This is a genomic window from Winogradskyella forsetii, from assembly GCF_013394595.1.
Classification (GTDB): Bacteria; Bacteroidota; Bacteroidia; order Flavobacteriales; family Flavobacteriaceae; genus Winogradskyella; species Winogradskyella forsetii.
The window spans coordinates 1270362-1287982 of record NZ_CP053348.1 but is presented as its reverse complement, the minus strand read 5'-3'; the positions used below and the strand labels follow the sequence as shown (position 1 = coordinate 1287982).

Annotated in this window: 17 protein-coding genes; all 17 read right to left on the bottom strand. The window is 33.1% G+C overall.

Going from position 1 to position 17621, the window contains the following annotated elements; genetic code table 11:
- Nucleotides 1-48: 48 nt before the first annotated feature.
- Nucleotides 49-1194 carry a glycosyltransferase family 4 protein gene (locus HM987_RS05465; protein ID WP_179005962.1) on the bottom strand — a complete coding sequence of 382 codons (1146 nt, stop codon included), beginning with the start codon at nucleotides 1192-1194 and terminating at the stop codon, nucleotides 49-51.
- Nucleotides 1191-1742 carry a serine O-acetyltransferase gene (locus HM987_RS05460; RefSeq protein WP_179005960.1) on the bottom strand — a complete coding sequence of 184 codons (552 nt, stop codon included), beginning with the start codon at nucleotides 1740-1742 and terminating at the stop codon, nucleotides 1191-1193. The genes HM987_RS05465 and HM987_RS05460 overlap by 4 nt, the downstream gene beginning before the upstream one ends.
- The gene (locus HM987_RS05455; RefSeq protein ID WP_179005958.1) at nucleotides 1735-2736 is read right to left on the bottom strand and encodes a glycosyltransferase family 2 protein; all 1002 of its coding nucleotides are present in this window, start codon (nucleotides 2734-2736) and stop codon (nucleotides 1735-1737) included. Before HM987_RS05455 ends, HM987_RS05460 begins: the two co-directional genes overlap by 8 nt.
- 3 nt (nucleotides 2737-2739) lie before the next feature.
- The gene (locus tag HM987_RS05450; protein WP_179005956.1) at nucleotides 2740-3771 is read right to left on the bottom strand and encodes a glycosyltransferase family 47 protein; all 1032 of its coding nucleotides are present in this window, start codon (nucleotides 3769-3771) and stop codon (nucleotides 2740-2742) included.
- 3 nt (nucleotides 3772-3774) lie between these two features.
- Nucleotides 3775-5295 (bottom strand): glycosyltransferase family 2 protein, encoded by a 1521-nt coding sequence (locus HM987_RS05445; RefSeq protein WP_179005953.1) that lies wholly within the window; start codon nucleotides 5293-5295, stop codon nucleotides 3775-3777.
- Complete coding sequence (locus HM987_RS05440) at nucleotides 5292-6443, bottom strand: glycosyltransferase family 4 protein (protein WP_179005951.1); 1152 nt, start codon at nucleotides 6441-6443, stop codon at nucleotides 5292-5294. Before HM987_RS05440 ends, HM987_RS05445 begins: the two co-directional genes overlap by 4 nt.
- A gap of 5 nt (nucleotides 6444-6448) precedes the next feature.
- The gene (locus tag HM987_RS05435; protein ID WP_179005949.1) at nucleotides 6449-7852 is read right to left on the bottom strand and encodes a UDP-glycosyltransferase; all 1404 of its coding nucleotides are present in this window, start codon (nucleotides 7850-7852) and stop codon (nucleotides 6449-6451) included.
- Between the two features lie 43 nt (nucleotides 7853-7895).
- On the bottom strand, nucleotides 7896-8594 hold the full coding sequence (locus HM987_RS05430) for an acylneuraminate cytidylyltransferase family protein (protein WP_179005947.1): 699 nt from the start codon (nucleotides 8592-8594) through the stop codon (nucleotides 7896-7898).
- Nucleotides 8595-9752, bottom strand: coding sequence for a UDP-N-acetylglucosamine 2-epimerase (gene neuC / locus HM987_RS05425; RefSeq protein WP_179005945.1), 1158 nt, complete (start codon nucleotides 9750-9752; stop codon nucleotides 8595-8597).
- 92 nt (nucleotides 9753-9844) lie between these two features.
- Nucleotides 9845-10507, bottom strand: a complete 663-nt coding sequence (locus tag HM987_RS05420) for an O-methyltransferase (protein WP_179005943.1) — start codon at nucleotides 10505-10507, stop codon at nucleotides 9845-9847.
- 67 nt (nucleotides 10508-10574) lie between these two features.
- Complete coding sequence (locus HM987_RS05415; RefSeq protein WP_229724613.1) at nucleotides 10575-11600, bottom strand: N-acetylneuraminate synthase family protein; 1026 nt, start codon at nucleotides 11598-11600, stop codon at nucleotides 10575-10577.
- 102 nt (nucleotides 11601-11702) lie between these two features.
- Complete coding sequence (locus tag HM987_RS05410; RefSeq protein ID WP_179005941.1) at nucleotides 11703-12548, bottom strand: glycosyltransferase family 2 protein; 846 nt, start codon at nucleotides 12546-12548, stop codon at nucleotides 11703-11705.
- A 39-nt stretch (nucleotides 12549-12587) separates the two neighbouring features.
- Complete coding sequence (locus tag HM987_RS05405) at nucleotides 12588-13520, bottom strand: glycosyltransferase family 2 protein (RefSeq protein ID WP_179005939.1); 933 nt, start codon at nucleotides 13518-13520, stop codon at nucleotides 12588-12590.
- Nucleotides 13521-13650: 130 nt separating this feature from the next.
- Entirely contained in the window at nucleotides 13651-14730 is a 1080-nt protein-coding gene (locus HM987_RS05400) for a glycosyltransferase (protein ID WP_179005937.1), read from the bottom strand.
- Between the two features lies 1 nt (nucleotide 14731).
- Nucleotides 14732-15451 (bottom strand): sulfotransferase family protein, encoded by a 720-nt coding sequence (locus tag HM987_RS05395; protein WP_179005935.1) that lies wholly within the window; start codon nucleotides 15449-15451, stop codon nucleotides 14732-14734.
- Nucleotides 15452-16735 carry an ABC transporter ATP-binding protein gene (locus tag HM987_RS05390; protein ID WP_179005933.1) on the bottom strand — a complete coding sequence of 428 codons (1284 nt, stop codon included), beginning with the start codon at nucleotides 16733-16735 and terminating at the stop codon, nucleotides 15452-15454. It lies immediately after the preceding gene.
- Nucleotides 16735-17607 (bottom strand): ABC transporter permease, encoded by an 873-nt coding sequence (locus tag HM987_RS05385; RefSeq protein WP_179005931.1) that lies wholly within the window; start codon nucleotides 17605-17607, stop codon nucleotides 16735-16737. The genes HM987_RS05390 and HM987_RS05385 overlap by 1 nt, the downstream gene beginning before the upstream one ends.
- Nucleotides 17608-17621: the final 14 nt, after the last annotated feature.

Below are 17621 nucleotides of genomic sequence, written 5' to 3'. Positions count from 1 at the left end.
ATATTGGCAACGATTTTTGAAATATTTCAGTTCAATTATGAGAATAGCTTATATTCTACTCTCAAATGTCCCGTTTAAAACATCTTTAATATCCCCTTCCAAACGATTAAACGTATATTTTTGGGACCAATCCATAGCGCACCTTGCCATCTCGTTTAAATCGGCGGAATTAAAAACCTTAATAAACTCATTAATTGCAGATTCCAATTTTGGTTTAACGATAATTCCGCGACTACCATGACCCATCATCCAACCCACACAGGATACCGAAGTTGCTACTGGAATACAGCCAAAAAACATGCCTTCGGCTACAGCTTTAGGCCAACCTTCACTCTTAGATAATAAAATATTAAAATGTGAATCTAACAAGGCTGCTTTCACAATAGTTTTATCTTGGTTGCCTCTCAATATGATATGTTTACCTAAGCTATGTTCTTCTACGTAGGTTTTCATATCTGACATTAAAGGTCCATCACCAAACATCTCCAAACGTGATGAAATACCTTGTTTGTTCAATTGCTCTATAAATTGAATTGTCATCAGTGGACGTTTTCCCGGCACCAACATACCTGCAAATACGAACACCAATTCTTTAGAATAATTTTTCGCATGTAATGGAACACGTTCCGAATCATAATACGTTGCAGAAATAAAAGGATATACATTAGCAGTTTCTCCTGGCCAATCGCCATAAACTAAAACTTTCATGTTTTGCGTTAAAAACGTATTTCTTAGGATGGCTTGTTGTAAACGGTAAGTCCATGGTTGATTACTGTTTGGATCCCAATTTCCCGCATATTTTGTTGATTTATTTTTCCATGGAAATAATATTTGAACAAAACTAGCTACTAAACTCACATTTGCAGGACATCGTAAATGAATATGGTCTGCCCAAGCCATAGCTCTAATCATTTGAAACACAATAAAAGGCATAAACAGTAATGCTTTCAGAATATTAAAAAGAGAATTAAATGCAAAAAAAGGAATATAATACCGCTCAATAGTGGCTGTACTAAATGGTTTGATTAAAACATCTTCAGGATATGAAAATGGTGCTAATATGCGCTGCTCATCAGCATACTTAAACCAAACATCCATTTCATTAACATAAGGTGAATACGACCAATATTTCCCATCTTTCAATATGGTTGGAGCTAACGATATGATTAATAAATTTTTCGTTTTATTCTTCATATATACCCTTTTGAATTATGCTCATTTATTTTTACTGCCGGAACGCCCAAAACTGTTGTGTTGCTTAATACATCTTTCGTCACTAATGAGTTGGCTCCTATAACAGCTCCATCACCAACATTAATTTTACCGACTACAACCGCATTTGCGCCAATATAAACATTATTGCCTATGGTAGGAACACCACGTTTTTGTTCAATGCCACTGACACCAATGGTAACACCTTGGGAAATATTACAATCATTTCCTATAACGGCATTGGCGTTTATAATAATGCCTCCAAAATGCCCAATATAAAACCGTTCACCAATACTGGCTGCATAAGGCAACGAAATTCCTGTGAGAATCTCTATCCATTTTTGAGCCATTAGGCATGGTATCAATAGTAAGCGTTTAAGAAAACGAGGCATTGGACTAACATATATAGAATTAGACATACGATACACAAACAAAGCCCAAAGCCCCTGCTGTGTAAGCAACAAAACTAAAGTATTGGATTTGCCGTATTCCTTATATTTACGTAAGTCTTTTTTAAATTTACTAATCATGATGTTTAATTTCCGGCTTATCAAATAGCAAGCTCCACCATCCTACTGCCCGTCCAAAACTTTCTTGTATTTCAAAATTTTTATTCATAGATTTAATACCTCCTATAAAATTCAAATTCATCAATAAAAAAGCTGTTAGGTGCCATTTTAATCTGGCTTTCAATTTAGGGTTGTTATATTTAACGCGCCAAATATACCATCCATTTCTAATGACCATTTTACCATATTTATACATATTAGGACGACCCTCTGCCTCATGATGATGCTCGCATGTTGCTGCAGTATTTACATACAATTGCCCTATTTTAGATAATCTTAAACAGAAATCTGCATCCTCATAAAGTCCGTACCCTTCAAAATAGGTTGAAAATGATAAGGATTGAAATACTGATTTTTTATATGAAGCCACGCCTCCCATAAATAGTTCCACCGGATAAACTTTCCCTGAGGGCGGTAAAAAACTTATCGCTCGCATATGGGAAAACGACGGTAATATGCCCGGCCAAACATCTGGGTGTAAGCCCAATGCCTTTCGGGCTTTAAACCTGCTTGGTTCTTTTCTTTTCCAACCATCAATGCAGAAATAATTTGAAGATGCCTCTACATTTGAATTCTCCCAACATACTTCCTTAATAATATAACCTCCAACACCTAAAGCTTCAGGTTTTTGCTCATAAGTTCCAATGAGGCTTTTGAAATAAGATGTACTTAAAGTAATATCATCATCTAAAAAACAAACCACCTCACTTTTGTCGGACACCTTAGAGATTCCATAATTGCGCTGTTTGGTTAGCCCTCTGTCCTCGTCATCGACTTTAAAATAGCTGAGATTCTTAAATTCATTTACAACGAGCATATCCCTAGTTTCATTATTAGAAGAGCCATCTATAATCAGAATCTCATTTGGATACAAATCCTGTGTTTCCACAGTTTTTAATAAATCCATCAGCGCAATTGGTCGCATATATGTGCATACAATTAAAGAAAACTTCATATTTTATTGCTCTTTAAACACATTGTATATTTCTATAAAAAAGGCATTCCTATTCATGTGTTTTTTCCACAAGGTTCTATTTTCGAATTGCAAGTTAACAAATTCCGAAATACTTAACCGCTTATGAAAATCTACAATATTTGTTTCTATATCCTTAATTTTAAAGCTTTCAATATGCACTATATGTTTAAGCCAATCAATTTTCCAATCCATTGGCAACCTACAATCCGTATTTATTAATACAGGTATTCTTCCCATGGCCAGAGTTTCATATAAGCGTACGGAAAAATTGCCTACGCCACGTAAACAAAATATATAACCTGATTTTTCCATGTTTTCAAAAAACTCAATAGTGGACTGAGCTTTATCTGATTCTGTTTGAATTCCTGCCCTGTATTGACTTCTGAATATAAAGTTTGAATGAAGATTTTCGTTATTGTTTAATTTATTTAAAATTTGAGCTCTTTTTATACTCGATGGATAAAATGATTGATAATCTATATGCTGTTGCTTTATAAATCTTCCAAAGACGTTAACTTTTAAATAAGCCACATATTCTTTTATAAGTTTTAAGAACCCACCATCGGCATGACCAACAAAACCAATTTTAGGCAAGATAGATTTGGTATTGGGCTTAAATTCACGTTTTAAAACGAACTGATAGGGATCCACTATAAATGAAGGCATTATAAATGTTTGATCATTCATTTTAGAATGAAAACCTCCGAGTCTGAAATTATAAATTTCCTTTTCTTTAAACGAATAACCAAAATCTCCACCAGTGTATATCCACAAAGGTATGCTATAGGCTTGTGCCAACTGTAAAAACTTAAATTTTAATTGAGGTTGTAAAGCTTTTATATAATTATATTCCAGAGGTAGAATTATAATATTTGCGTCCTTTATGCGGTCAGTTATAGAATAATATCTTGCAATATTAGTGTCCTTTTTATACCAAAGATCCAATAATAAAGGAAATACTCGACCTCTGTGCTCCGGAGTAAGAAATGAAGTATATGTATATACATTTAACATATCTTATAGTTTTTTGGCCCAAGATTTAGAAGCCTTCCATCTCAAGTTAAACTGTTTGTATAAAGTTACCTTTTTAGAAAGCTCAGTCCGCGCAAACATTTTTAAGAATAATAAGGCTTTACTACCCAATAATTGTGTTACAGTTTTATATTTAAGATTGACATACATAATTGTTGGAGATGGCTTTGGTTGTATTTTTTCATTTTCCCATGGCTGCACATATTTTGTTCGAAATCCACCTATGGATGCTTTTAGATGAATTATTGCTGGACTAGGAAAATATACAACATTTGCCCCATTATTTCTTAATTCCAAACCATATAGATAATCTTCTCCAAAGCCAAATTCCAGTTTTTCATCAAAATCTACTTTTTTAGCAAAGTTGGTTTTTACAACTGAACAACCGGATCCGAATATAGAAGTCTGATGAAACTCTGTGTAGGTTTGTATTTGTCCCTCCAATAAACAACTTAGAACACAGGCGTTAGCGTTATATTTTTTCAGGTTGTAAAAAACCGATTCAACAAATCCTTTTTCTATTCGTATATCATCATCTGCAAAGAACAACCAATCACTTGTCACTTTATTTATAGCAATATTTCGAGCATTACAAGCACCTGCCTGATGCGTAAATGTATGGTCTATTATAAAAGGCCAAGTTTCTGTGGTTAAATAGTCCAACTCAGAATTACTATCTTCTAGAGGGTTTTGTTCAATGATAATAACACGATTTGGCAAAACAGTTTGATGCCTTAGATCTTGTAATACATCATATAAAAATTTCTTTCTACCAATAGTCGGGATAACAACATCCATAGAGGGTTTCTCAATTTGTAATGACCCATTTGAATTGGGAACAGGCTCAATAACTTCCTGAAAATAGCGATGTGAATAAAATAAAGACATTATCAACCCTATTATTTTAATCCTTTTTTCGTACCATAAATAAGTTAGGAACAAAAAGAAAATCCACTGTATTTTATAATGTTGCTTGACAAATTTGAATAAAGTTCCTATTGATGCTCTCTGATTTATTATGTTAGTGTCATTTATGAATAATCCTGGCTCAGAATAGCAAAATAATCCTCTTGGCATTCCTAATTTTGCAATTGAATTTAAAGCATAACCAAAGTCATTGTCTTCAACAATAGTTTTAAACTTAATCATCTGACTAGCATGTATAGCACCTATTTGGGAACTCATCACCCAAGTTGGATATTTTACTTTTCTGTTAACACTAATAAATGGTGATTGATCTACATAACCTATGGCGTCTGGTAAGTATGGTACAGTAGAAAACGAACACATTTCATTTTTCAGAACAATAGTATTTTCTATCTTATGAAAATTAATAGCTTTTTCATGGGAAATATGGCTCCATACTAAAACGTTATTTGGAAATGTTTCGGCTAAATCATACAACACCCTAATAATAGATAAATGTGTTGATATCTCTATGGCATTTAAACCTTCGGTATTATAAACTCGAATTACTTTATTTTCATTATGAAGCAGTACAATCATAATTCAAGTATTTTATTATAAAACTCAATGTTTTTAACGGCCTGATTCTTCATATTAAAATGCAATTCAACATAACGTCTTGCCTCCTTCCCTATTCTTTGACATAAGTTTTCATCTTGGAACAAGGTAATTATTTTGTCTGCATAAACTTGATGTGCTTTCGGATCGACTAAAAAACCGCTTTTTCCATCCTCCATTAATTCTTGGGCCCAACCAATATTACTATTGACAACAGGCTTTTGTAAAGCCATGGCCTCTACTGTGACCATACCAAAAGACTCAGCAAACGTAGGAAAAACACAAGCATGTGCTTTTTTAATGAAAGTTTGCACTTCGTTATAGGGAATTCTCCCTATATATTCAACATCTTTCAAGTAACTGTCCTTAATTTCTTGCTTCATTAATTCCCACGTTGAAGAACTTCCTGTTGAAATATCCGATGCATCACTACCAATTACAATCAACCTAGCATCTGGAATCTGCACTTTTACTAAATTGAATATTGAGGACAACTCTAGTACTCCTTTTTTTCTGACTATGGTACCCATATAGAGCATTGTTCGTGACTCAAATATGGAAGGTTCTAAATTCTTAAATTCGTTTATTTGTAAACCATGGCAAATGGTTTCAATAATTTTCTGATCTGAAATCTTAAATAAGGACTTCGTTAATTGGCCTGCGAAAGTTGTCGGTGCGATATATGCATTTGCTCCTTTAACTGCCAAATGTTCAAATAACTTATTTTTCCATTTCTGTTGACGCCCTTCTAAATGGCAAAAATAACAATCGCTACCATGAAATCTCATGACCATTGGCACTGAAAATTTCATAAAAGCTGAAATACCGGTCCAGTCCGGCACCTCTATAATCTGTAAAGATTCTTTTCGAATAATATCCTGGACGACATTTTGAATATGCTTTCTATATCTATACCATTTTCCAAAAGTATAAGATATATCTCCAATTAAATAATAATGAATATTACGTTCTACAAAAAAATCATCTTCACTATGACCATAAACGAAAACATAAATCGTATGACCTTTTGCTTCCAAAGCTTGTATTAAATTCCCGATACTTGTCCCAAGACCTGCAACTTGCTTAATCTTAGGATGAGGATATTCTGGAGTAATAAAACCAATTTTCATACATCTTATTTATCAACCAAGCTACAAATGTTGTGCAAAATACGATTTGACGCCTCAGTTGCAGGATGCATATTTATATATTGAAACCACTGTGTTCCGTTTTTAATTATTCCGTTCGTTGATGTATCTAGCATGTTTAGTAAACTATCCTTTATATGCTCCGGGCTGTCTAACCAGTAAACTGCATTGGTCTTAGGCATTGATCTAAAATGAACATAGTCATAGACATGGACACCTTTTTCAACTACATTATTCGCCGTATAATGGTAATTCATATAGCCACAAGGTTTTAGGTGTGACACATAATCGAATACCATAGACGAGCCTAAATTGATGACGCCTGCTGTGTGTTCTGTTAAAGAAACTAATAACTTTTGATCTGCTGGAGTTGGCAATTTGGCATTCCATCCATCTTCCACAACTTTCCATAAAGGTGCAACGGGTACAATACTATTTTTAAATTCTTCTAAAACTGCATCAAATCGATCCGAAAAATCCACAGGACACCGCCTGAATATTATTCCCAGTTGATACCCATCCTTATTCAGATTTTCTATAGCCAAAGCAACATCCCTTAAATACAAAGGGTCTTGAGGCGATGTTGTGATATCATCTCCACTAAAACAGAAATAGGTGATTTTTTTATCTAAGCCATGGTAGTTATAAAAATCTGCTTTGCTAACTTTCAAGTCAGAATTAAAATGAGGTTCAAACTGCGGTGTTCCCGTAACCGTAATTTGAATTTCTTTTACAAATGGATAGTACCTCAGCAACTCTTGTTTCATGTGTTCCGACCAAACATGGTAATAATCGGTTTCTACATCGAGCATAGATTTAGGTAAATTATCCCATGAAAACACAAAACCTACGGTTGGAATGTCTAACTCTTTTGCAGCTTGAATAGGTGCAATAGCCAGAACTGCACGCTGACTTGCACAATACACAAGATCAGGTTGCTCTTGTTTAATAATTTCGTAGCAAGACTTATAATAAGCCGTTTTACTTTCTAAATTTTTAATACGTCTGCGAATGGTTAACAGCCCTTTTTCGCTATTGAAAATTCCAATTAATATCTTGGTAATATTATTTTTTATAACACTTTTATATCCTGAATTTTTTAACGGAAACCAATATTTATGATATACTTTATCATTAAATCTTTTAATAAATTGATTCAGTTCCACTCGCTTTTTAGCATTCTTATAGCTATCTGTTAATGGATGCTGTCTCATCTGGTTCGGCACCACTTCTTTCAATCCTAGATCTGTAAGAGGTAAAGGGGTTAAATTCAGAAAAACAAATTCCAAACCCATGGCTTGTGCCTGTTTATAAAACGATGTGTAAACAAAGTTTCTTAGACTTACACCGTCTGGTATTATTAATAGGATTTTTTTTTGTTTTTTTTCCAAACCGTTAGTATTATTGATATATGTTAATTACCCAAAGTTCAAATTATTTGTTGAAATACGTAACTAGTTTCTCTGCTTTTTTCCAATCAGCCAAAGTATCTATATTAACATGAAAATCTTTAGGAGATTCTATGAAAGAAATACTATCACCATAAAGTGATGACTCGTCTCTAAGCACCTCAGTTTTGGTTAAATATATACTTCCATCTCTATGAAAAGATTTTGGCAAATCTTGTCTTCGGGAAATAATATTTGTATCACCAGTTGCGATTTTTAACTCACCCTCCTTATCCTCTTTAAAGACCCAATGCGGATTATACTCATGTGGTACTTCCAATACTGAAATTAAAGAATCTGTTTTATTTTGAATAAACTTTTGAATAGCACTTTCCAAAAATTCAAGTTTACGAAAAGGAGATGTTACTTGTAATAAACACACGGCGTCAAAGAATTCTTCTTGAGCAGCATAAAAATCCAATGCATGCAATATTACGGGCAATGTAGGTGATTGGTCCGTTGCTAAATCCTGTGGTCTTTTGAACGGCACTTCTAATCCTAACGCTTTCCCCTTTTCTATAATAGCATCATCATCAGAACTTAATACAACCTTATTTAGGTATTTTGAATGCAATGCCACTTCACTTGTATATTGTAAGAGTGGTTTACCGCCCAACATTTTAATGTTTTTACCAGGCACACCTTTAGAACCTCCACGAGCTGGTATAATTCCTAAAACCCTCATTTAATAGACTATCGTTTTATGAAATTTGAGAGGCAATTGCCTTAAATGGTTTGCTATTTTCTCACCCGCATTACCATCTCCATAAACTAAGGACTTCGATGTTTTTTTTATTTTAATTTGATTTTGTATGGCTTTATATATTGCATCTCGTTTATAAGGCACATCAATTACATTTTCACCGCGTTCTCTTCTATTTTGTCTCGTACCAATATTAACTACAGGCACACCTAAGTAAGCACATTCCCTAATACCTACACTAGAATTACCAACCAAACAGGACGCGTGATTTAAAAGATTCAAAAAATCATCACCTTTCATATTTTTAAAAAAATGGACGTGATTCAACTCATGATGTTCCCTATAAGAACGGATTCCCGAAGACGTACCATCGGCTCCTGCATCTACGTTAGGCCAAAACCATAAAACCGGTAAGTTTAACTGGCTTACCACAGCTAAGGTTTCTTCTACATGCCTTCTAGAATCTTTGTATTCCGTAGTTACAGGATGTTGCATAACAACAACATAACCCTTTGACAAATCTGGAGAGGCACCAACACCACCGTAAATTTTATAAGGATCAAAAGGTAACTTATCTGAATTGGCAATATCTTTCGCAATATCAATTGAAGGACAGCCCGTATTAAAAATCATTTTCGGCTCTTCCCCTAATTTTAGCACACGATTATGAGCGTCCTCTGATGCAACAAAATGATAATCCGCCAATTTTGTAATGGCATGTCTTACTTTTTCATCAATGTTTCCTGTAACTTCCCCTCCTTGTATATGAGCCAAAGGGATATTCATATAGGAAGCTGCTATTGCTGTTGCCATAGTTTCAAATCGATCTGCAACAGTCACTACGATATCTGGCTTTAAATTTTCGAATACAGTGGATAATTCCAAAATACCAATACCTGTTGTTTTGGCCGCTGCGGTTAAATTTTCACCTTCCAAAACATTAAACACTTTTGCCGCAATTTCGAAGCCATCATTAATAATATAGTTCACTGCTGACCCATAACGTTCTAACAAGGCAGATGCTGCCACAATAAGTTGAAGTTCTAAACTAGGGTTATCCTGAATAGCTTTTAATACTGTTTTAACACGACTATATGAAGGACGAGCTGTAATAACTACAGCTATTTTTCGATGAGACATAAATGGTTTTAAAAATTAACTACTAATGTTATAGGTTTAAATACTTCAATAATTGAAATAAATATAGTGTGTAACAAGTCGATGCTATTTGGTTAAATTATTTTTCGTTCAGTATAGAATTTTCTTGTAAACTTATATGTAAATGAAGTTTTCACTCTTTCTTTTACGTAATGCTTAGCTTGCAAGAGGTTAGGGTTTATATATATTAATTGCCCTCCACCTGACCAATTTTTGGAGGGGAATGGTCCGAAATCAGGATTTTTATAGTCTGCAACGCAACTTGCATATTTATGCTTAGGAAAAAGGTTATTGATTGTTTCTAACTGTAGAGCTCGACATCCTTCTATAAAAATAACACCATGTTCCGAAATAATATCTTTTACCTTTTTTAAAGAATCATCCGATCCATCAATAATTACCAAATCATATTTTTTACTGGGTTTTAACTCATCTAAACTTTGGTAAACCTTAATATCTTTAGAATACTTACCCAAATTTTCCTTTATGGCATTTAAACAAAACTCATTTGCTTCAGTTCCCTCATAAGTCATATTTAATGCAGAAACCTCAGTATATTTCATTACTGTATATGCAATGCTGCCAATTCCCAAACCAATCTCAAGTATCCGTTTTGGTTTATTAATATTAACAATATCTATTATTTTTTCAAGGGCATAAAGCGAAGCAATATGTTGATTCCCTTCTTTATCACTAAAATACTTATAACTATCTATACAAAATTTTTTATCATTCATGTTTAATAATCTAATAATTATAATGTAATCATTTTTAAATTTTCAATTAAGACTATTACCACTTCCCTTAGACCAAATCTTCTCTATTTAAAAAAGACCACTGCAAAAGATCTTTGTTTAAACTTTTACCTATAACTTCATGAAATAATGAGGCATCAATACCACATCCTTTTGGTTTTTTTGTTTCTAAGTCTGAAAAACAAATTACATGACCTTTCTTTAAGTCGGTATTAATAGCCAACGATTTTTCAAATATACTTTTTAATTCTGAAAAATTAGTATTGTCTGATTTATCAATGGGGTTCTCAATTGATATTGCAATATTCCGTGCTGCTTTTACCAATTGGGTTGTCTCTTTAAAATCTAAAGACGCCTTTGCATCGGGCCCAAACATATCCTTATCGAACACCACATGAAATTCCAAAATCTCAGCCCCTAAAGCAACTGCTGCGATACAAGCTTCTACGGAAGATGAATGATCGGAAAACCCAACGGGAATATTATATCTATTTTTTAATTCTGAAATTACATTTAGACCAAACTCTTCTGGTTTTGTGGGATATGCCGTAGTACATTGCAAAACGGAAACATCAACTTGTCTATCTTTTAAAAATGCTATGGTTTGATCCAATTCTTTAAAAGAACTCATACCAGAAGATATGATTACTGGTTTACCTGTTTGTGCAATCTTTTCTAATAACACCAAGTTATTAACTTCTCCAGATCCTACTTTGTAGCGTCGCACACCGACCTCCTCTAATAAATCCACAGCAGCATTACTAAATGGCGAACTCATAAACTCAATACCGACGTCATCGCAATGTGTTTTAATTTCTTTCCACTGTTTTAGGGAAAACTCCATACGTCTCCAATACTCTAACCGGGTGGCATCTTGTTTGGAAAATTTCACTCTAAACGGTTCATGGACACTACTTTCTGCCTCGGCAATATGTGTTTGAAACTTTATGGCATGGCATCCTGTTTTGGCAACTGCATCAATATAGGCATGAGCCATACCTAAACTACCATCATGTGCTTGTGCTATTTCGGCGATAATATAGGGATTATGATCATTCATTTCATTATATTCCATTTCTTTAATAAATCAGATTTAGAAAAGCTTATTTACATATATATTATAAATTTGGCAATATCATTTTCTAAATTAGCACTAAGAGACACATATATTATTGTATCAATTCTTTCGCTTAATGTAACGATACGCCTTTATTGTATTAGTTACATCATTATAATTAGCTCTCTTCAACAGTACTTTAAAACCATAAATAACAGACACATAAAACTCTTTCTTTAAAACAGCTTTTGAAAAATGCTTTTTAATAAAATAAAAATAAAGTTTTTTCTTTTCCAATTTTATATTTAACGTTTTAGATTTATCTCGTTGACCACCTGTACCAACTTGCAAATGCTCTACTAAAATATCTGGTTGATAATATATAATTGCTCCTGCTTGTAACAATCGCATACCATAATCCCAATCGTCACCCCAAATCGTATACATTTCATCAAAATAAAATCCTGCCTCCTTAAATGTTTGAGCTTTTACAATATTCAAACCAGAACTTACCTGTAAACGAAACCTTGACTTAGAAAAATTTTTTGGTTTTGCAATCATATCCAAAATAGAATCATATTCTACTGTTTTAATTTCCAAATCATCGGCAAAAATACCAGGTATTAAAACGTCAATAACATTAGGTGCTAAATGTTCAATGATCTTTTTAAAGGCTAGTTTAGAGATTCGTAAATCGTCATCTAAAAAAAACAACCATTCCTCATCCTTATAATAATTTAAGGCCAAATTTCTAGAATGATTCACACTTTTGTTTTTATCGCCTATAACCACTCTATACTCGTAATCTAAATCTATTTTATTAAGGGCCTCAGTCACTGGAGGTTCACTTTGGTCTACAATAACCACTTGTGAGATACACGAACTGAAGGCGTTCAAATCCCTTAATAAATTAGATAAACATTCGAGACGTTCTCTTGTGGGTATGACCAGAAAAAAGTTATTCATTGCAAGACAAAATATTTTTTCGTTGTTCTTTGAACTTGTTTAAAACAAATATAATTTTTTTAGCACCCTTGCGGACCTATTTTTGAAGTTTCTATATATAAAGTTAAAACCAGCAGAAAGTCCCAATTCTTTAAAATTAAGTTTTACAACTTGAAACCAATACCCAACAGACGGGATATTATAATAAGCCATTTCTAATTTTTTCAGTAATAATTTTTTTTGCGCTATTGAAAACCGATCCGAATAAGTATTAAAAATACTTGTCATAAACTGAAATGTAGCCTCATTTTTAGAGACATGATGTTGGGCGTTTCCCGAAATGTTTATTTCAGAAACTCTAATGGATGCATAGGCCTCATTAATTGAAAATACCGGCTTGGCATTAGAAAATTCAAACAAAGCCATGTCATCTGTATGCCATGCCGAACTAAACTGTCTAAACCCGATGCGGTCCACTACGGATTTCCTAAATATGTGTTCGCTTAAGGAACTCCTTGTTTTTTTACTGAACTTTCGTTCAAAAAAAGCAGCTGCTGTTTCCAATTCTGGATGTGTATATTGTTTTGAAGTGCGTTTACCCTCTGCTCCAATCACGTAAGTGGATATCCTAATTACATCGCAATTATTAGTTTCTATACTTTGTAAGGATTTATAAAAAGCAGCTACAAAATTATCAGAGACTATATCGTCATCACCTAAAATTTGAATCCAACTTTCGGCTTTTACCATCGCCAAACAACGGTTCCATTGGGCAACTAGATTAGTGCCTCCTAGGTTAGAATCGAAGCGGAAATATTGAATGTCTATAGCATCCCCATATTTCAACACTAAATCTTCACAATCCTCTGGGCTAGCGTCATTTCCAATATATACCGTGAACCGTTTATCGGTTTGATTTTCCAACGACAACAACGTATCTTCAAAAAAAGTACGCTTGTAGTATGGAATTATGATGGCTAGTTGATTTTGCAATCTATTTATGTTTTTTAAAATAGCGTTTCTCTAAGTTTATACTGCTAAAATTGACATTATTATTTCATATTAATCTTATGAAAGGTTAATATAATTAATGATTCCAAACCCAAAAAATAGCTATTTAAATTTACTGCAGAAATCGCTTTTTAATTCTGCCCCATGCGTATAATCCAGGATATTTGTCTAAAATGATTTCTTTCTTATGTTTTTTTGAGAGATTTTTCCAAAAATTGAAAAATGCAAATTTTGACACAACACCTCGATTCATTTTTTTAATAAAACCCTTATTCTTGTTTATATCATTCTGAATTGTAGAATCCCATAAATCAATATATTGATTTACTGCATTTTTAATATTAAAGTCTTTTAATATTACCTCTCTAAAAAAATCACCGTCTTCATTATTATATTTTAAAAACTCTTTTTTTAAAGATTCTTTATCATAATACGTTTTAAAATACCTACCTGAACAATTATTCAACAAACTTAATTCAAATTTATCTTTAATATACCCATCGCCGCAAGATTCAAAATAAGGTCTATTATCATAGACCACAACTGGTCTGCCACAAGCCATGGCTTCATAGGCACTTCTACCCAAGCCTACAACCAAATCACTCTCATTAATTTTATCTTCGATATTCCACACCGGATTTTTATATTTATATGCTTGGAGATATTCCACATTTAAATCTTCACAAATTGATTTTATAAGGTTATTAGCCGCTTTTGAATGACACAAACTAAGTACCGTATTTAATTTTTTATGAATTGTTTTTTTACTGTAAAATCTATTTGTATTAATCCCATTATAAATCAAAGTGGTAGCGTAACCCAATTTTGAAAGATGCGTTTTAACTTCTTGGGAAATAGAAACGTAGGCGTCCGCCAAACAAAAAGGCTGCTCTAAAACTGGATATATACCGTGGCAAGTTTGAATAATAAATCCATACTTGTACAATTCTGCAACACAGGTGTAATGATTTGCTAAAATTAAATCGTATGATTTTAGTGATTGAAATGAAACACCTAATTCATTTTCGATTTTATCAGAAACTGTTCCCTTTTCAAAAGTAAAATACTCGACAAAGACATCTGCCCTACTTTTTAATTCTTCTATAAGTGTATATGTGAAGGTTTCCGAACCGCCTAATTTATTTAACCTAGCATTAGCCACTAATATTTTTTTTGTTCCCTTCTTCATCATTTTAAAGATAGCTCTTAAATAAAGCAATCTCTATATTTAACTCCTCTTCTATGGTTTTAATTTGTTTTTCAGTCAAATCATTTTTAAAAGAATCTACTTTCCCTTTTCTAAATGCACCAGAAACGCTAACTTTAGTTGTATTCTGATTTTCAGAAATGATAACGTCAATATTTTCGTCGAAAATTTCTAAATAATTCAAGACCTTAGAAAATTTGCTTTTAGTGTCTTTTAATAAATTCTCATATGTAATAATATATGCGTCATCTGTATTGATAATAATAGATAATTCTTTATAATATTTTTTAACTTCTAATATTGCATGATTGACGTCATAATCTTCAAATGCAACCATTGTAGAACTGTACATAGAGTTAACGATAGCTATTGGATTTCTTAATATTACAATATCCTTGCTGTAAGGGAAATCTTTTTTAATCTCATTATACTTTAGTGTATGCGAAGGGGTTTTTTCAATGATATGCTTGTTTTTATTATGCTTACAGAATGAGGTGATAATTTTTTTTGCCCTTTTTGGTTCCTTGATATAAATACCGGATTCACTTGTAGAATAATAGCCTTTAGCATCTTTTTCCACACCATTAGTAAAAGGTAAAACCTCAGAATGTGATTCTAACAAAGACCACAACCAAGTTGTACCTCCTCTTGGGCAGCCAAAAATAAAAGTTATATTATATTCTTCTTTTTTAAACAGTTTTAGCATTTAATTGATAAATTTAAATTTGTAATCCACCAAAACTCCATTCTTTGACACCTGCTCTCTACCACTTTTGAAAAAATCCCCTCCTACAACATTAAAGCTTATGGCGTTCTCCACATCATCTTGTAAGCCTTCAGTACTAAAACAAGATAATTGTACCATATAATTACCATTAGGTAATGGAAATTTAGGAATAACAAATTCTATTACATGATAATCAGAAACTTCTAAATTCAACATTTCAGTATCAACAAAATAATTATTACATAAAAACCGCACTGCTCCTTTACTATCAACAAACTGAATTCTTATTTTTACATTAGTCTGTTTTGTAATGGTCTTGCATGCAATTTTAACACTATAAAGTTCACCTGAAAGTAAATTAGTCTGTTCTTCATTTCTTTCATTCAATATAGAGATATTTTTAAACCGTAGGCTTCCCTTTCCTGATCTATCCTTACGTTCTTCTAATGGTATATTCGCTTGGATTTTATTTTGGCTCAAATAGAAATCTATGGCATCACTAGTGTTACCTTCAAAAACAGACGTCCCATGTTCTAAAACAACACATCTCGTACACAAACTTTTAACCGCAGCCATATTATGGCTCACAAACAAAACCGTTCTACCATCACCTTTACTGATATCCTGCATTTTCCCAATAGCTTTCTTCTGAAACTCCGCATCCCCAACTGCCAAAACCTCATCCACTACAAGAATATCGGGTTCCAAATGAGCAGCAACGGCAAATGCCAACCGGACTTTCATACCAGAACTATAGCGTTTTACGGGCGTATCCACATACCTCATACAGCCCGAAAATTCAATAATTTCATCAATTTTAGAATTGATTTCGGCTTTGGTCATTCCTAGGATGGCGCCGTTCAAAAATATGTTTTCCCGCCCTGTCATTTCTGGGTGGAAACCTGTCCCAACCTCTAACAATGAAGCTATTCTTCCTTTTGTCTTTACCTTACCCACTGTTGGTCCGGTTACACGAGATAAAATTTTTAATAAGGTGGATTTGCCCGCTCCATTCTTCCCAATAATTCCAAGTACCTCACCGCGTTTGACTTCAAAATTTATATCTTTTATTGCCCAGACATAATCTGAATTTCCTTTAGAACTCCTGTCATTAGATTCCCCAACTTTTAAGTATGGATCTTCCTTCCCTCTAACTTTATTAAACCAACGGTTGAGGTCGTGACTGATTGTACCTGTCCCAACAAGTCCCAATCTGTATTGCTTACCTACTCCTTCTACCTTTAATATTATATCAGAACCCATTATATTGTATCGATAAAGCTTTTTTCTGTTTTATTAAAAATAACCAATCCAATTAAAAATACTATGAAACTTATAATTACTGCGTATGTTAATTTGTAAATATCTAAACTACCGATGCCCAATGCCATGGTTCTAAACAACTCTATAATTATGGCTATTGGATTCCATTCTATGAACCAATAATAATTGGGTAATTTATCTTTAAAATAAGACATCGGATACATCACCGCAGAACCATACATTAGTAATTGCACGCCAAACTGAACCAAGAATGTTAAATCCCTGTATTTGGTGGTCATGGATGAAATTATCATACCGAGCCCTAATCCCAAGAGTGCCATTAAACCTATTAATAATGGTAAGAACACAATGGTTGATTGTGGCAAAACACTATAAGTTTCTCCCGTAAAATAGAGATAATATATATAAAAGCCAATAAAGACAAGAAGCTGAATTCCAAATTTCAACAAATTTGAAACCACAACAGACATTGGCATTATGACTCTTGGAAAATATACCTTTCCAAAAATATTTTCATTCTTTTTAAAGGTATCACTAGTACCAACCAAACAATCCTTAAAGTAGTTCCAAGAAGTAATACCAGCAAGGTTAAACAAGAAATTTGGAACGCCTTCTCCTGTAGGAATATCTGCCAGATTGTTGAATATCAATGTAAATATTAATGACGTAAATAAAGGTTGGATTAAATACCAAAGTGGCCCAAGAACCGTTTGTTTATAAAGCGTAATTATATCTCTTTTTACGAACAAAAACAACAAATCCCGATATCTCCAAATCTCTTTGAAATTAAAATCAATCAGTTTCTTTTGAGAAGAAATCACATATAACCAATGTTCATCGGTGTTTTTCAATTCTTAGCGTTTTT

Bases quoted from the DNA above. Each gene is read 5' to 3' on its own strand.
- HM987_RS05465 (WP_179005962.1), bottom strand. From the start codon at position 1,194: ATGAAGAATAAAACGAAAAATTTATTAATCATATCGTTAGCTCCAACC.
- HM987_RS05460 (WP_179005960.1), bottom strand. From the start codon at position 1,742: ATGATTAGTAAATTTAAAAAAGACTTACGTAAATATAAGGAATACGGC.
- HM987_RS05455 (WP_179005958.1), bottom strand. From the start codon at position 2,736: ATGAAGTTTTCTTTAATTGTATGCACATATATGCGACCAATTGCGCTG.
- HM987_RS05450 (WP_179005956.1), bottom strand. From the start codon at position 3,771: ATGTTAAATGTATATACATATACTTCATTTCTTACTCCGGAGCACAGA.
- HM987_RS05445 (WP_179005953.1), bottom strand. From the start codon at position 5,295: ATGATTGTACTGCTTCATAATGAAAATAAAGTAATTCGAGTTTATAAT.
- HM987_RS05440 (WP_179005951.1), bottom strand. From the start codon at position 6,443: ATGAAAATTGGTTTTATTACTCCAGAATATCCTCATCCTAAGATTAAG.
- HM987_RS05430 (WP_179005947.1), bottom strand. From the start codon at position 8,594: ATGAGGGTTTTAGGAATTATACCAGCTCGTGGAGGTTCTAAAGGTGTG.
- neuC (WP_179005945.1), bottom strand. From the start codon at position 9,752: ATGTCTCATCGAAAAATAGCTGTAGTTATTACAGCTCGTCCTTCATAT.
- HM987_RS05420 (WP_179005943.1), bottom strand. From the start codon at position 10,507: ATGAATGATAAAAAATTTTGTATAGATAGTTATAAGTATTTTAGTGAT.
- HM987_RS05415 (WP_229724613.1), bottom strand. From the start codon at position 11,600: ATGGAATATAATGAAATGAATGATCATAATCCCTATATTATCGCCGAA.
- HM987_RS05410 (WP_179005941.1), bottom strand. From the start codon at position 12,548: ATGAATAACTTTTTTCTGGTCATACCCACAAGAGAACGTCTCGAATGT.
- HM987_RS05400 (WP_179005937.1), bottom strand. From the start codon at position 14,730: ATGATGAAGAAGGGAACAAAAAAAATATTAGTGGCTAATGCTAGGTTA.
- HM987_RS05395 (WP_179005935.1), bottom strand. From the start codon at position 15,451: ATGCTAAAACTGTTTAAAAAAGAAGAATATAATATAACTTTTATTTTT.
- HM987_RS05390 (WP_179005933.1), bottom strand. From the start codon at position 16,735: ATGGGTTCTGATATAATATTAAAGGTAGAAGGAGTAGGTAAGCAATAC.